21 protein-coding genes are annotated in these 13,750 nt (G+C 50.0%); 20 read left to right on the top strand and 1 reads right to left on the bottom strand.

What is annotated here, in order from left to right; genetic code table 11:
* The first annotated feature begins 40 nt into the window (after positions 1–40).
* The 14 genes from LI015_RS16485 to LI015_RS16420 all read left to right on the top strand — a co-directional run bounded on the left by LI015_RS16485 (position 41) and on the right by LI015_RS16420 (position 9,377).
* The gene (locus LI015_RS16485; protein ID WP_002565929.1) at positions 41–379 is read left to right on the top strand and encodes a DUF3852 domain-containing protein; all 339 of its coding nucleotides are present in this window, start codon (positions 41–43) and stop codon (positions 377–379) included.
* A 47-nt stretch (positions 380–426) separates the two neighbouring features.
* The gene (locus LI015_RS16480) at positions 427–1,014 is read left to right on the top strand and encodes a DUF4259 domain-containing protein (protein WP_002565930.1); all 588 of its coding nucleotides are present in this window, start codon (positions 427–429) and stop codon (positions 1,012–1,014) included.
* Between the two features lie 43 nt (positions 1,015–1,057).
* On the top strand, positions 1,058–1,450 hold the full coding sequence (locus LI015_RS16475; protein WP_002565931.1) for a hypothetical protein: 393 nt from the start codon (positions 1,058–1,060) through the stop codon (positions 1,448–1,450).
* A gap of 30 nt (positions 1,451–1,480) precedes the next feature.
* The gene (locus LI015_RS16470; RefSeq protein ID WP_002565932.1) at positions 1,481–1,759 is read left to right on the top strand and encodes a hypothetical protein; all 279 of its coding nucleotides are present in this window, start codon (positions 1,481–1,483) and stop codon (positions 1,757–1,759) included.
* A 23-nt stretch (positions 1,760–1,782) separates the two neighbouring features.
* Entirely contained in the window at positions 1,783–2,151 is a 369-nt protein-coding gene (locus LI015_RS16465; RefSeq protein ID WP_002565933.1) for a hypothetical protein, read from the top strand.
* Between the two features lie 68 nt (positions 2,152–2,219).
* A complete protein-coding gene (locus LI015_RS16460; RefSeq protein ID WP_002565934.1) occupies positions 2,220–3,122 on the top strand; it encodes a conjugal transfer protein TrbL family protein in 903 nt (300 codons plus the stop codon).
* 22 nt (positions 3,123–3,144) lie between these two features.
* Positions 3,145–3,546 (top strand): DUF7768 domain-containing protein, encoded by a 402-nt coding sequence (locus LI015_RS16455; RefSeq protein WP_002565935.1) that lies wholly within the window; start codon positions 3,145–3,147, stop codon positions 3,544–3,546.
* Positions 3,547–3,568: 22 nt separating this feature from the next.
* Positions 3,569–4,081: a hypothetical protein gene (locus LI015_RS16450; protein ID WP_002565936.1), complete on the top strand. Its 513-nt coding sequence runs from the start codon at positions 3,569–3,571 to the stop codon at positions 4,079–4,081.
* A 10-nt stretch (positions 4,082–4,091) separates the two neighbouring features.
* Complete coding sequence (locus LI015_RS16445) at positions 4,092–4,352, top strand: hypothetical protein (protein WP_002565937.1); 261 nt, start codon at positions 4,092–4,094, stop codon at positions 4,350–4,352.
* Positions 4,349–4,951 carry a hypothetical protein gene (locus tag LI015_RS16440; RefSeq protein ID WP_002565938.1) on the top strand — a complete coding sequence of 201 codons (603 nt, stop codon included), beginning with the start codon at positions 4,349–4,351 and terminating at the stop codon, positions 4,949–4,951. Before LI015_RS16445 ends, LI015_RS16440 begins: the two co-directional genes overlap by 4 nt.
* Positions 4,952–5,091: 140 nt before the next feature.
* A complete protein-coding gene (locus tag LI015_RS16435; protein ID WP_002565939.1) occupies positions 5,092–5,856 on the top strand; it encodes a Fic family protein in 765 nt (254 codons plus the stop codon).
* 84 nt (positions 5,857–5,940) lie between these two features.
* Positions 5,941–7,770, top strand: coding sequence for a VirB4 family type IV secretion system protein (locus LI015_RS16430; RefSeq protein ID WP_227125695.1), 1,830 nt, complete (start codon positions 5,941–5,943; stop codon positions 7,768–7,770).
* 16 nt (positions 7,771–7,786) lie between these two features.
* Positions 7,787–8,848 (top strand): amidoligase family protein, encoded by a 1,062-nt coding sequence (locus LI015_RS16425; RefSeq protein ID WP_227125693.1) that lies wholly within the window; start codon positions 7,787–7,789, stop codon positions 8,846–8,848.
* A gap of 13 nt (positions 8,849–8,861) precedes the next feature.
* Entirely contained in the window at positions 8,862–9,377 is a 516-nt protein-coding gene (locus LI015_RS16420; protein WP_002565942.1) for a gamma-glutamylcyclotransferase family protein, read from the top strand.
* A gap of 40 nt (positions 9,378–9,417) precedes the next feature.
* Here LI015_RS16420 and LI015_RS16415 read toward each other — a convergent pair whose 3' ends face one another.
* A complete protein-coding gene (locus LI015_RS16415; RefSeq protein ID WP_038282591.1) occupies positions 9,418–9,792 on the bottom strand; it encodes a helix-turn-helix domain-containing protein in 375 nt (124 codons plus the stop codon).
* 170 nt (positions 9,793–9,962) lie between these two features.
* Between LI015_RS16415 and LI015_RS16410 the strand changes: the two genes are divergently transcribed.
* From LI015_RS16410 to LI015_RS16385, 6 genes are all read left to right on the top strand, one after another.
* Positions 9,963–10,967, top strand: a complete 1,005-nt coding sequence (locus LI015_RS16410; protein WP_002565944.1) for a C40 family peptidase — start codon at positions 9,963–9,965, stop codon at positions 10,965–10,967.
* A gap of 95 nt (positions 10,968–11,062) precedes the next feature.
* The gene (locus LI015_RS16405; protein WP_002571403.1) at positions 11,063–11,341 is read left to right on the top strand and encodes a DUF6809 family protein; all 279 of its coding nucleotides are present in this window, start codon (positions 11,063–11,065) and stop codon (positions 11,339–11,341) included.
* 91 nt (positions 11,342–11,432) lie between these two features.
* A complete protein-coding gene (locus tag LI015_RS16400; protein WP_319638728.1) occupies positions 11,433–12,368 on the top strand; it encodes a DUF6329 domain-containing protein in 936 nt (311 codons plus the stop codon).
* Between the two features lie 14 nt (positions 12,369–12,382).
* On the top strand, positions 12,383–12,658 hold the full coding sequence (locus LI015_RS16395) for a DUF6103 family protein (RefSeq protein ID WP_227125683.1): 276 nt from the start codon (positions 12,383–12,385) through the stop codon (positions 12,656–12,658).
* Complete coding sequence (locus tag LI015_RS16390; RefSeq protein ID WP_227125674.1) at positions 12,655–12,918, top strand: hypothetical protein; 264 nt, start codon at positions 12,655–12,657, stop codon at positions 12,916–12,918. Before LI015_RS16395 ends, LI015_RS16390 begins: the two co-directional genes overlap by 4 nt.
* A 273-nt stretch (positions 12,919–13,191) precedes the next feature.
* Complete coding sequence (locus LI015_RS16385) at positions 13,192–13,683, top strand: CopG family ribbon-helix-helix protein (protein ID WP_002571400.1); 492 nt, start codon at positions 13,192–13,194, stop codon at positions 13,681–13,683.
* Positions 13,684–13,750 lie beyond the last annotated feature (67 nt).

Here is a 13,750-nt window from a genome sequence, read left to right as displayed (position 1 = left end):
CAGGATTTCTGTGGCTTTCGCCATATGAAAGGAGAGCCATATGAAAAAGTTTAAATGGATGATTGCACTGATTGTTGTATTACTTCTGACCGCCATGTTTAGCATGACTGCCTTTGCAACCAACACTGGAAATGTAGCAGGCGCAGTGGAAGGCACCTGGAAAGCGGCCTCGTCCCAGATCAAGACGGTGGTTAACAATGTAGTGTTCCCGGCAATCGATCTGGTATTGGCGGTGCTGTTTTTCGTCAAGGTGGCCACTGCCTATATGGATTACCGGAAGCATGGTCAGATTGAGTGGGCACCGGCTGCCATTTTGTTTGCAGGGTTGGTTTTCAGTCTGTTCGCGCCAATGTATGTGTGGCAGATTGTTGGAATCTAAGAAGTGAAATAAGATTTTTTTGGAATAAGAATACGGGAGGAAGATGAATGGGATGTTGGGGAATCACGGCATTTGAGTCGGATGAAGGTCTGGATGCGGTAGAGTTTATTAGGGAGAGTATTCCGGAGGATGGTAAACTGGAACTTGAAACACTGGTGGAAACTTTGAAGCGGGATTCATGGAACGCACCCCCTGAGGTAGAAACGGCAGGGTCCCACACCAGTGTGATGGTGCTGGCAGAACTTATGCTAAAGTTTGTGGACGGAGATGTGAAGAGCCTGGACTCTGAGGAGGACTGGAATAGGGAGGAGCATAAATTTTGTTCAGTCACTTCTTTCACCGCATCCAAGGAAACGGTCCATTGGATTCGGAACTATCTATTTGACACGCTCCATCATGTAAAGAAACATGCCGGATCTCAGACTGAAGATGGCGGGAAATGGGGTGGCTGGTTTGAGGAAAAGAACTGGATTGGCTGGCAGGAGCATATGACAGAATTGGTCAGCCGTCTGGATACACTTCTTGAATCTTCAGAAGCAGAAATAGAGCTGATAACATTACAAAGGCCAAAGTATCAGGAGATGGAAAATAACAGAGAGGCGGAACATCCTTTACAGAATCAATTTGGACTGTGAGACATAATACGGAATGTCGATGGTAGAAAATCAGGAGAAAACGATGGCTTCAAACGACAGACAGGATAAGTTACTGATGGAAACGTGCATTAAGCATTTGATCCAATACGCCGCCACGATCAAAATTAGCCGGGGAGCACAAGGAGATGAGAGCATCGGACGGTTGAGGAAAATAATCGGGGAGATGGAGGCATATTGGAATTTAAGCGACAGAAAGGGTCGCGTAGAGCAGTTTGATAAAACGCTGCGGCGTGCAGTTCAGACGGGAAGGACGAACGGGGTATCAGAGGAACAGAAAATTGCAGCTGTGAATGGATTATACCGTTATGCGAGCGAAATGATTTCCGCACAAGGTGCGGAGGCAGCAGACCGGATTAAAGAGGTCCAATCGGTTATCCGGGAACTGGCAGATGGATGGGGCATGGATAAAGAATAGGCGGCGCATCTTTGTTCTATCATTGGGACTATGGTAGGAAATAAGGAACAGCAGCCATCGGAAACCAGGGAAGAGAGCCGCTTTTTTAAAGACATTTCAACCGTTGCTGAGAAAATGGGATTTGAGGTAAAAGGAGTAAAGAATGGATTGCTGCAGCTGTATCTGGAGGGGAGCCGTGTGGCGCAGGTCGATGAGAGCGGAAGTCTATTGTACCACCCCTATCCAGAAGTATTCAAACTGATGGATGCGATCGAAGCATGGAAGGGCAGAGAAGAAAACCTGCAAATGCAGGATGGACTTCAGATGTAACACAGGCAGGGAGGGGGATGCTTATGAAATCATTAAGCGAATACTTGGCGTATTATGACCCAATGAGGGAGTCCAATGAGCGCTATCTGCCGGAGGATCAGGCAACGCTCCGGTACTCCCGGGTATCTGTTATTGCAGATGGAAAAGTAATAGGAGCCTCCCTCTATCCGGATCACGTATTGGATCTGGCATTTTTAGAAACACCGTTTATGCGACAGCTCTGCCGGGATTATCAATACGCAAGGAAGCTGAAAGTCAGGATTGAGTGTTATGAACACGGTGGAGAGGGAGAAAGTCGGGGACTGGTCGGAGGTGAGTTCACGCTATTCTGCATGGGAGCGCTGGATTTGAAGGTGGTGTCTATCAGGCATATCTGCTTGTGGGAAGAATGACGGATGCCCAGCCTGCAAAAGGGAGTCTGAGGAAATAGGATTAAGAGTAAGAAAGAGGTGATGGTTCGATGTTTATCTGGGACTTTGTAGCGGATACGGTCCTTGGCCAGATCGTGGACTGGATCTATGGCCAGATGATTGGGTTTCTGGGAAATTTTTTCTCGCTCATGGGGCAGATGGGGGCAGAGCTGTTCGAGCTGGAATGGATCCAGGCGATCGTCCTGTTTTTCTCACAGCTTGCCTGGGTGCTCTATGTGGTGGGACTTGTAGTGGCGGTATTTGAATGTGCGATTGAATGCCAGAGCGGCAGGGGAAGCGTCCGTGATACGGCGCTGAATGCATTAAAAGGTTTTATGGCGGCCAGCCTTTTCTCCGTTGTGCCGGTAGAACTTTACAAATTCAGTGTGTCCCTCCAGGGAGAGATTACCAGAGGAATCACCGGGCTGGGTGGTGATTTTGGTTCCATGGCAGGGAACATCATTGACAGCCTGAAGAATTCAGGAACCCTGCAGGATGCAATGGTCAGCGGGGTGTTCGGTGGAATCAATACAATCACGAATCCGATCCTGATGATTTTTATCCTGTTTATGATGGGGTATTCCACCATCAAAGTGTTTTTTGCCAACCTGAAACGGGGCGGGATCCTGCTGATTCAGATTGCGGTGGGAAGTCTGTACCTGTTCAGTGTTCCAAGAGGATATATGGATGGCTTTACGAACTGGTGCAAGCAGGTAATCGGTATCTGTCTGACTGCCTTTTTACAGGCCACGATGCTGATTGCCGGCCTGATGGTGCTGAGCAAGAACGCCCTTCTGGGACTGGGGATCATGCTGGCGGCAGGGGAGGTGCCGAGGATTGCCGGACAGTTTGGGCTGGATACCAGTACCAGGGCGAACCTGATGAGCAGTGTGTATGCAGCCCAGAGCGCGGTAAACCTGACCAGGACCATTGTACAGGCAGCGGTGAAATAGGAGGGACGGATTGGAGACCAGGATGATTTATATCTGTTCCCCCTATGCGGGGAATACAGAAGAAAATACAGCATTTGCAAGACAGGCATGCGGTTATGCCATCCGGCAGGGAGCGGTTCCTCTGGCTCCGCACCTGTTATATCCCCAGATACTAAATGATTCCGTGCCGGAAGAACGGGAAATAGGAATCCGTCTTGGGCTGGATATATTGGAGCGGTGTGAGGAACTTTGGATATGCGGTGACCGGATGTCGGCAGGAATGAAGCGGGAAACAGCGTATGCCAAAGCCAGGGGGATTCCGGTGCGCCGGATCCCTGTATGTGAGATCATGGGGAATCAAACGGTTCAGGAGCTGGGGAAAGGCATAAGGGAAGGGCCGGAAACCAGCCAATCGTACCAGAAGAATGTTCAGCTTGGGATGTAACCGCGGGAAGGAGGTGGAGTTCTTGCACTTATATTTTCATACCAACACAGAGATGGCACTGTATTACATTAAGGCGTTATTGCGGGATGGGGATGAGCATCCCATGTCGGAAATCTATGATTATGTGATGGAAAACTGTAAAGGCCATGCCGTGATGGGGGAGCCGATGCGCGCAACGGTCATATCTTCGGCCCTCTGGCGGCTGGCGAATACGGACGGAAGCGGTTACTGCCGTCTGAGAAGAGGCGTGTATCAGATGGGAGACCCAAAGAAAACTATGAGGGAGACGCCGTCCCTTTATGAACGGGCCATTCGGATTGTAAGCAGGGCGGAGCGGGAGCTGGCCGGCAGTTTCTATGTAAATCTGGATCAGGGAATGGACTTGAAAACATCCATCGAGGCCCAGAAAGCAGGCCGTGAGGTCCTTGACAAGCTGGGGCAGATTAAGGCGGAACTGGCGGCCATGCAGCAGGAATTTACAAATGAAAAGGAGTGTGGACAGGACCAGACGTCCGGTATGTCCATGGAACTGTAGGAGGTGGAGGATGTATATTTACCCGGAACATTTGAAGGCAAGGGCTGTCATGTGGCTGTGGCAGCTTCGGGATCTGACCGTGATTGGGGTAGGAGTTTTGTTTTCTGTGCTTGCGGCGGTCCAGACTGGGGTGATTATCCCGGCGCTTATTACGGCTGCCTATGCCTTTTTGACCATCCGTTTTGAGGATACCAGTATCCTGGATTTTATCAGCTATGCCTGCGCTTATTTTTTCAGGCAGCAATTTTTTGAATGGAGGATGACCAGATGAGCAGAAAAGGGAAACGGGAAGGAAAGACAACAGCCAAACAAAGGCTCTCCACCAGGCAGCTGATGAACACCAGGAGGATTACGGAGTACAGCCTGGAGACCTATGACGGCGATGAGCTGGTGTACTTTATGATCCGGCCTACCAATCTGTCAGTTCTTTCAGAATCCAGTGTAGGAGCGAGGGTGTATGCTCTGATGAATGTGCTGAAGGGTGTGGCGGAGATTGAGATGCTATGCTTAAACAGCCGGGAGAATTTTGAGGAGAACAAGGGATTTTTGCGCAGGCGGGCGGAAGAAGAACGCAATCCGGTCATCCGCCAGTTGCTGGAGCGGGATCAGATTTTCTTAGACCGGATTCAGGTACAGATGGCAACGGCCCGTGAATTTTTAATCCTGATCCGTCTTCGGAACCAGAAGGGAAAGGATGTGTTTTCGTATCTGGACCGCATTGAAAAGTCCCTGAAGGAACAAGGATTTGATTCCAGGCGGGCGGATGAGGAAGATATCAAACGGATTCTGGCGGTGTATTATGAGCAGAACGTGACTAGTGAGAAGTTCGAGGATTTTGACGGGGCTCGGTGGATCATTCCTGATGATTAAATGCAGGAGGCTGAAGAAACTTCAATAGGAATTGTAAAGCCAGCCTTGATGGGAACAGTAAATTGGTGGTTACGATTTAATCAAACTGTGGTATACTGTAAAAAAGATGCAATCATTATGAGAAGGAAGGAGTGGATTGCTTGAATTACCCGGAATTATTGAGAAAAAGGGATTTATACCAGTCTGGCAGGGCGTCCATCCCGGAGCTGACGCTGCAGTCCTACGAGCAGGCGTTTGAGATAGAATATACCCATAACTCTACCGCTATTGAGGGAAATACCCTGACCCTCATGGAGACAAAGGTGCTCTTAGAGGATGGGATTACCATAGGCGGGAAGAGGCTGAGGGAGATTTATGAGACTGTCAACCACCAGAAGGCATACCGCTATGTGAAGGAGTGTATCGCAAAGGAACAGCCTTTGGATGAAAAAATCATTAAGGAAATCCATGCACTGTTGATGGAGAATATTTTTGTGGGAGGGATTTACCGGAACGTAGACGTGTACATTTCCGGAGCGCAGCATACCCCGCCATCACCTGGTGAGATGTACCGGCAGGTCAAAGATTTTTATGCCGACCTCACATGGAAGGGGAAAGAAATGAACCCCATTGAGCTGGCGGCATGGACCCACGCTGAGTTTGTGCGTATCCATCCTTTCCCGGATGGCAATGGGAGGACCTCGCGCCTGATTATGAACTATCAGCTTTTAGCAAACGGATTCCCTGCCGTGTCTATCGCAAAAGAGAGCCGGCTGGATTATTTCAATGCCCTGGAAGCCTATGCGGTAGAGGGAAATCTGGCCCCATTTGCAGAAATGGTTGCAGACCTGGTCGACCACCAGATGGACCGTTACCTGGGCATGATAGTACCTTCGCAGAACATGCAGCAAAATCCAAGGATGTAACAACAGAAGAACGAAAACGGCATGACGCCGGATGCAGAGATGTGTCCGGCGCTTTTTTTGCGCCAAAATCAAGGAGGGAGAACGTTGAAACATGCAAAAACCGCCCCGGAGGCGGAAAAGGAGGATGTGCGCATCCAGGAATTTCTGGATATGATTGCGCCCTCCGTCATGAAGTTTGAAACTGACTACTTCATCTGCGGAAACACATACCGATGTGTGTGGGCACTGAGGGAGTACCCGACTTCCACAGAGGAGCAGGCGATCTTAAAACGGCTGGGGGAAAAGGATGGGGTCACCTTAAAGATTTATACCCGCCATGTCAGTGCGGCGGAGGAGCGGAAAATCATCAGCAATGCCGCCAGCAAGAACCGGCTGAATCAGTCCAGCACCAATGACTTACAGCAGACGGTCCAGGCGGAGAGCAATCTCCAGGATGTGGCGATGATTGTGGCAAGGACCCACCGCAACCGGGAGCCGTTCCTGCATACGGCTGTTTACATGGAACTGACTGCAAATGAATACGACCGCCTGAAGCTGTTACAGACGGAGGTGCTGACCGAGCTGATCCGTTCAAAACTGAACGTGGACCGGCTCCTTCTGCGCCAGCAGCAGGGCTTTCAATGTGTGATGCCAAGCGGGAGAAATGTATTCCGGGATCAGTTTGAGCGGGTTCTGCCGGCCAGCAGTGTGGCGAACCTTTATCCCTTTAATTACAGCGGGAAAACGGATCCCCGTGGTTTCTATGTGGGACGGGATAAGTTCGGGAGCAATATCTTGGTGGATTTTAACCAGAGGGCAGACGATAAGACCAACGGTTCCATCCTCATCCTGGGCAACAGCGGACAGGGAAAATCCTATCTGTTAAAGCTGATCCTGTGCAACCTGCGGGAGGCCGGGCTGAATGTCATCTGCCTGGATCCGGAAATGGAATATGAGGATCTGACCAACAATCTTGGGGGCTGCTTCATTGATCTGATGGGCGGCCGTTTTTTGATCAATCCCCTGGAGCCAAAGGTGTGGGACGAAGGGGAAGGTCTGGAAGATCCGGATGCGCCGGAAACCTTCCGAATCCGAAGCCGGCTGAGCCAGCATATCAGCTTTTTAAAAGACTTTTTCCGCTCGTATAAGGACTTCACGGACCGGGAGATTGACGTGATTGAGATTATGGTCCAACGCCTCTATGCCAGGTGCGGTCTTACGGATGAGACGGATTTTCAGATGCTGGGATCCAAAGATTATCCTACCCTTTCTGAACTGTACGGGCTGATTGAGGCGGAATATAAAGGGTTTGACAGCGGGGAGCGGCAGCTGTATACCGCAGAGCTGTTGCAGAACATCCTTTTGGGGCTCCACTCCATGTGCAGGGGACCGGAGGCAAAGTTTTTCAGCGGTCATACCAATATTACGGATTCCAGTTTCGTCACTTTTGGAGTGAAAGGGGTTCTGCAGGCCAGCCGGAACCTACGTGATGCACTGCTGTTTAATACCCTTTCCTTTATGAGCAACCGGCTTCTGACCGTGGGCAATACAGTGGCGGGACTGGATGAATTTTACCTGTTCCTCTCCAACCTGACGGCAGTGGAGTATGTCCGAAATTTCATGAAACGTGTGAGAAAGAAAAACTCCTCTGTGATTCTTGCCAGTCAGAATCTGGAGGATTTTAATATTGAGGGGATTCGAGAATATACCAAGCCGCTGTTTTCTATTCCCACCCACCAGTTTCTGTTCAATGCAGGGGCTGTGGATGAGAAGTTTTATACGGACACCTTGCAGCTGGAAGCGAGTGAATTCAGACTGATCCGCTATCCACAGCGCGGTGTGTGTCTCTATAAATGCGGGAACGAGCGTTACAACCTGATGGTGACGGTACCGGATTATAAGGCGAAGCTGTTTGGAAAGGCAGGCGGTCGATGAACCAGGAGGTGGTTCCATGGATATGAAACAGCAGCGGTTTGGGATTGAGATCGAGCTGACAGGGATTGCCAGGAAGCGTGGGGCAGAGATTGTAGCCGCTTATTTTGGCACCCAGTCCTACTATGCAGGAACTTATTATGACATCTATGCTGCGCTGGATCCCCAGGGCAGGGAATGGAAGTTCATGAGCGATTCCAGCATTAAACCGGAGAGAAAAGAAGGAAAGAACCGTGTGGGAGCCAGTGACAGCTTCCAAACTGAAATGGTGAGTCCCATCTGCCGGTATGAGGATATCGAGACCATACAGGAATTGGTGCGGAAGCTGCGGGAGGCAGGAGCCCTGGCAAATTCCAGCTGCGGGATCCATGTGCATATCGATGCTTCGCCGTTTGACGCAAGGACCCTCCGCAACATCACCAACATCATGGCGGCAAAGGAGGATTTAATCTATAAGGCTTTGCAGGTATCGGTGGCCAGACAGAACCGCTGGTGTAAGCCAGTGGAGGAGCGGTTTCTGGAGGAACTCAACCAGAAGAAACCGGGGACTCTGGAGGAAGTGAGGCAGATCTGGTACAACGGAGCCAGCCGGCAGCGGGAGCATTATAATAACAGCCGTTATCATTGCCTGAACCTGCATAGTGTATTTCAGAAAGGAACCATTGAGTTCAGGCTGTTTAATGGGACAACTCATGCAGGTAAAATCAAGGCATACATCCAACTTTGTCTGGCCATTGGGGCCCAGGCTCTCAACCAGACCAGTGCCAGCCGGAGGAAAACGCAGACAACCAATGAGAAATATACGTTCCGGACCTGGCTGTTGCGGTTGGGATTAAACGGGGATGAGTTTAAGACGGCGCGGCTTCACCTGCTGAAACATTTGGATGGCTGTATTGCCTGGAAGGATCCGGCCCAGGCCGAGGCGCAGAAGGAGCGGCTTCGTATGAAACGGGAGAAGGAGCTGCAGATGCAGGAAGGGCGAGTCCCCGCAGTAGAATCAGAAACCAGAGAACAGGAAGAAACCATGTATGTGGAAGCCGAGGCACAGTCCCCGGCCTTTTCTATGATGACAGGAATGTAAAGGAGAAACAGGGATGGCAAGAAGGACAGGAAAAAAAGCAGCACAAGACCGGCTGTATATTGCGTATGGCAGCAATTTAAATCTTCCGCAGATGGAGCAGCGCTGCCCGTATGCAAAAGTGGTAGGGGCCAGTGAGATTAAAAATTATGAATTGTTATTCCGCGGTGTTGCCACCGTGGAACCAAAGGAAGGGGCGACTGTTCCGGTTCTGTTATGGAAGATTGAACCCCTTGATGAGGCGGCATTGGACCGGTATGAGGGCTGGCCTCATCTGTACCGGAAGGAGATGATAGATGTGGAACTGGAAGGAAAAACTGTTTCTGCCATGGTTTACGTGATGAATGACGTGCGCTCACTTGGGATGCCTTCGGAAGTTTATTACAGGATAATTGAGGAGGGATACCATAGCATTGGATTTGATACGGCTGTGCTGGAACATGCCCTGGCGCGGACGGAGGAGATGATGGAGCAGGAGAACTCCCAGTATCACCAGCAGGGCTTTGATGATATGGACGGTTTTCATTTATAAGTTAAACAAAAAGCTGCTCATACAGCGGCAGCTTTTTGCATTAATGATTCTGTTTTTCAGCAAGTGTAATCGTTTTAAGATAGGCACCCAGAAGTTCCTTGAGTTTAGGAATATACTTCCCATCCAGACCGGAAAGCATGTCTGTGATGTCGCTGATATCTGTGGCCTGTTCTGTTCCAAACAGGATATAGTCAGCGGAGAGCCCCAGCACACGGGAGAGTCTTCCAAGCAAGGCAACGGAAAATCCCCGGTCACCGCGCTCAATATCTGAGAGAAAAGAATTGGATATTTCAGAAAGTTCAGCCAGCCGTTCCCGGCTATAGCCAAGAGCTTCCCGCTGGCGGCGGATACGCAGGCCAATTTCCTTTGCGTTGTGTTCAGTCATGTGTTCACCCCGTTTCATACACGATATCAACAGTTTAACCTACTTTATAGTGTATATACAGCGTTCCAATCGGTTGAATAAAAACCGATATTATGTATAATAGAGAACAGATATAGCGACACATGGTGTAAAGGACAGGCCATATCCCTGCTATCTTAAGGCAAAGAACCAGAGGTGCGGACAGAGAGGAGAGAAGAAATATGGCAGCTCCAGCAGCAATTCTTGCCGTCAAAGCGGCAATCGCTGTAGCAACCGATAAGCGAGGCAGAACGGTGATTGCCTCGGTGGTGGCGGCAGTTCTGCTGCCGTTTATTTTAGTAATTGTAATGTTGTTGAGTATCATGGATGGGGCCAGCTCCCATAATGTATCTGCGGTCGCTCAGGTGTTTTGGGAAGGAGCGATCTCCAGCCAGGTGCCGGAGGAGTACCGGAAATACATCGTGGATATGCAGACCAGCTTCGCCTCCCTGGAGGATTTGATTGCAGATATTGACCATGTAGAGGATCGGGAACTGGATATTGAATGGGTGAAGTCTGTATTTTATGCCATGTATTTTGGCAGCGCGCAGCCGTCACTTCTGGCTCAAAAAGAGTTTGTGGACTGCTTTGTGGAATACGAGGAGCGGGAAGACGGAGATGGTGATTCCTACACAGCGGCCATTCCTATCACGGACCTTGGCACCGTGTATGCCAATATGAGGCAACGTTTAGGTCTAGAAATTGGGGTGGATCAGGAGGCAAATGCTCAGAGAATTTATACGGTAGCTGTCTATGGCCCGGCTGTTCCGGGAGGGATGGCAGCCGGCTCCGCCATGGGGGACGGAAGCTATCAGGCCCTGCTTACGGAGGCAACAAAATACATTGGTTTTCCCTACCGGTGGGGCGGTTCCAATCCACAGACGTCCTTTGATTGCAGCGGCTATATCTGTTGGATTTATACCCAGTCCGGGACCTATCAGCTGCCGCGGACATCTGCTCAGGGAATTTTTGACCAGTGTGCTGTAATCCCCAGAGAGGAAGCGAAGCCAGGGGACCTGGTATTCTTTACAAAAACCTATGCTTCATCCACTCCGGTCAGCCATGTCGGGCTGTACATTGGTGGAAACCAGATGCTGCATTGTGGGGATCCCATCGGTTATGCGAACATTGATTCCAACTATTGGCGCAGCCATTTTTATGCATTTGCACGACTTCCAGCTGCTTAGGTTTGATTGGTTTCAACGAAAATCTTTGGTAATTTTAGGTATCGACTTGTGGCCGACCATAGGATATGTTGGCTGGTGTAAGGAGGTGAGCGACAATGAGAGAGCTTGCAGAGCAGGCAGAAGAGTTAATGGTGAAGCGTGTTCAGGAACTCCGGGATGAGTTTGGAATGAGCCGGTCCAAGACCTATGACCTGGAGGTGAAAGAGTATGTGGCCAGGATGGACCGGATCCTGCACACACTGTCAGAGGAGGACCGGGAATGGCTGGACAATCAGCTGGTTGACAAGTTCTGCATATCTGAGACGGAATGTCGGGAGTTATACATGAACGGCTTTCGGGATGCCATGCGCCTGATCATGGCGGTAGGACTCTAGAAAACGGAATATGAACCGGAACAGGTACGTTATGGGTAACAGCATGGCGGCCTGTTCTGATTGCGAACATGGATAGAGGAGGGATTGGTTGATACAAGCAGTATTTGAACGTAAGCCGGATTTCCGGCTGCGGGATGTAGTGATTGAAACTGTGATACGTCTGCCGAAGGAGGAGTATGAGCAGTTCTTAAGTAGTCCCTGTGATAGCTATGAGTTTATTGAGAAGAACTCAAAGCCGATGCTTATGGATGAAAAGAACGGTGTATTTTACTGCATGCTGGTGACTGGCGAAGGGTATCGGGACGGTGTGTTTGTGGAGGCAGAAGGATATCCCTATGCGAGATATGCCTCCTATGTGCCGGATGCGACAGCACTTTGCTATGATTCCCTTTCAAAGGTAAATGGGATTCTGGCCAAAGCGGTGGAAGAGATTGTAGAGGAAGGAACGAACAAGACTACCACTGGCAACTGGATGACAGACCGCTCCAAGGTAGAAACATTGTTGGGAGAAGGGCAGTCGGAGAATCCTCGTTTGTGGAAGCTGTTGCAGGATATGCTGCGCGAACGGCAGGAGGTATCTCTCGTTGATTGTATGGAAGAGGGATTCGATATTTATTATTATCTGGATTTCTGCCCCAACTATATTCCGGAAGAAGGAGAGGCGGCGGTTCAGGAAGCAGGAGCAGATGTAAAGTCCCCACGATTAAAAGATATCCTGTGTACCCATTGGGAGAACATCCATCTGGTGCATACAGAGGTTGATAACGTGCCGCATACCATTGCAGAACTGGATTCAGGGACGTTGACAGAGGCGGGAAAGAAAGCCTGGGCCGATGTTCTGAATGCAAAAGTAGAGCGGGTGTATCAGGGACTTTATGGATTGCAGATGGAATTGTCCGGAGTAAAGCCCGGCCGTCTGGAGGCATTTTCCGGCATGCTTGGAGGTTATTGCAGCGAACAGGAATACGAAACATGGGTGAATGAACCGGAGAGAGAGCCGGTCAGTCCACAGCTAAATAATTCATGAAAGGGGAGAGCTGGATGAAAAATACCACATTGACACTGACATTTAATACGGAGCGCCTGGATGCTTTGGCCTATCACATGGGCAAAAAGGAAGCGGATTTGAAGGAGGAGCTGAGCGATTACTTACAGAAGATGTATGAAAAATATGTGCCGCAGACCACCCGGGAGTACCTGGATGATAAGATTGCCAGGGAGGGAGCGGCAAAGCCGGCCAAGCCGAGACGGCAGGCAGAAGAGAGCCATGTGAGAAGCCAGACGGGTCAGGAGATGGGACAGGCGGGCAGTGTATGAGGTATCAGGATAAGCATGGAAATGAGATTACCGAGGGAATGTATCTCCGGTTTGAGGATGGCAGTGTAGAGCAGGTCTATGCCTGGCAGACAGGAGATGAGAGCAATCTTGGGATTAATGCCAGCAATGAAGCCTATCTGCAAGCTCACGGTTTGGGGGAGTTTCCCCAGGAATTATACCCGCTTTCCGAGTTTGACCTGTCGGAAGTGGAGATTTGCGAGCCGGAGATGGACCCCTGGCAGCTTGGCATGATGGGATAGAGCGCCTATTCCGGGAACGTGGGCCTGTATTTGGCCGTTTGTGCCGCTTTGACAGGCGGAGTGGGACTGGGATACCCCTGGCAGGAATGACGGCCTTCCCCGGCCTTTGTGACCGAACGTTATACGGGCAGGCAGATGCAGGTCAGGTTGGGTCGAAAGTGGTGCAGGTTAAAGGGGTTATGCTGCTTTCGCAGCACACCCCCGGAAAACACCGGCCGGCAAAGCCGTCCGGGGATTCTGGTTTGAATACTTTATTGGCAGGGAGAGAAGAAAGTGGTGCTGGTAGAGCCAAAAGATGCAAAGAAAACGCCGATTGCGGGCTTTTTTATGAATACCGAAGGAGGGAAGGCATTGGCGGGCAGGGCAAAGAAACAGCGTATAGGCGTTTATATGGAGAAAGAGCTGGTAGAGCGGGCAGATGAGATGGTGAGCTATGTAGGAGCTCGTTCCCGTAATGAGTTTGTGGCAGAAGCGGTTAAATTTTATATTGGATTTTTGAATTCTAAAAAGGCAGAAAACTATCTGCTCCAGTCCTTATCCTCCGTGCTCACCAGTACCGTACATGACAGTGAAAACCGTCTGGCGCGTATGGATTTTAAGCTTGCAGTGGAGATTTCCAAACTGGCTCATGTGATTGCCTATTCCCATGAGGTAGATGAGGATGCCCTGAAAAAGCTACATCTGAAATGCGTGGATGAGGTGAAGAGAGTCAATGGGGCGGTTGAGTTTGAAGATGCATACAAATATCAAAAACGTGAAGTATAGAGTACAAGAGTAGCCAAAACGATTTATGAATCTTGCGTATGGACAACCGCCCTTATTTTATTTATGG

Source organism: Enterocloster sp. 210928-DFI.2.20, from assembly GCF_020554465.1.
GTDB classification, from domain to species: domain Bacteria; phylum Bacillota; class Clostridia; order Lachnospirales; family Lachnospiraceae; genus Enterocloster; species Enterocloster bolteae.
Note: the sequence above shows the minus strand (reverse complement) of the source record. Positions and strands in the feature narration are given on the sequence as shown.

Coding starts and splice junctions, on each gene's coding strand:
- LI015_RS16395 (WP_227125683.1), top strand. CDS start 12,383: ATGAAAAATACCACATTGACACTGACATTTAATACGGAGCGCCTGGAT.
- LI015_RS16470 (WP_002565932.1), top strand. CDS start 1,481: ATGGTAGGAAATAAGGAACAGCAGCCATCGGAAACCAGGGAAGAGAGC.
- LI015_RS16455 (WP_002565935.1), top strand. CDS start 3,145: ATGATTTATATCTGTTCCCCCTATGCGGGGAATACAGAAGAAAATACA.
- LI015_RS16480 (WP_002565930.1), top strand. CDS start 427: ATGGGATGTTGGGGAATCACGGCATTTGAGTCGGATGAAGGTCTGGAT.
- LI015_RS16440 (WP_002565938.1), top strand. CDS start 4,349: ATGAGCAGAAAAGGGAAACGGGAAGGAAAGACAACAGCCAAACAAAGG.
- LI015_RS16485 (WP_002565929.1), top strand. CDS start 41: ATGAAAAAGTTTAAATGGATGATTGCACTGATTGTTGTATTACTTCTG.
- LI015_RS16425 (WP_227125693.1), top strand. CDS start 7,787: ATGGATATGAAACAGCAGCGGTTTGGGATTGAGATCGAGCTGACAGGG.
- LI015_RS16465 (WP_002565933.1), top strand. CDS start 1,783: ATGAAATCATTAAGCGAATACTTGGCGTATTATGACCCAATGAGGGAG.
- LI015_RS16410 (WP_002565944.1), top strand. CDS start 9,963: ATGGCAGCTCCAGCAGCAATTCTTGCCGTCAAAGCGGCAATCGCTGTA.
- LI015_RS16475 (WP_002565931.1), top strand. CDS start 1,058: ATGGCTTCAAACGACAGACAGGATAAGTTACTGATGGAAACGTGCATT.
- LI015_RS16445 (WP_002565937.1), top strand. CDS start 4,092: ATGTATATTTACCCGGAACATTTGAAGGCAAGGGCTGTCATGTGGCTG.
- LI015_RS16390 (WP_227125674.1), top strand. CDS start 12,655: ATGAGGTATCAGGATAAGCATGGAAATGAGATTACCGAGGGAATGTAT.
- LI015_RS16460 (WP_002565934.1), top strand. CDS start 2,220: ATGTTTATCTGGGACTTTGTAGCGGATACGGTCCTTGGCCAGATCGTG.
- LI015_RS16405 (WP_002571403.1), top strand. CDS start 11,063: ATGAGAGAGCTTGCAGAGCAGGCAGAAGAGTTAATGGTGAAGCGTGTT.
- LI015_RS16420 (WP_002565942.1), top strand. CDS start 8,862: ATGGCAAGAAGGACAGGAAAAAAAGCAGCACAAGACCGGCTGTATATT.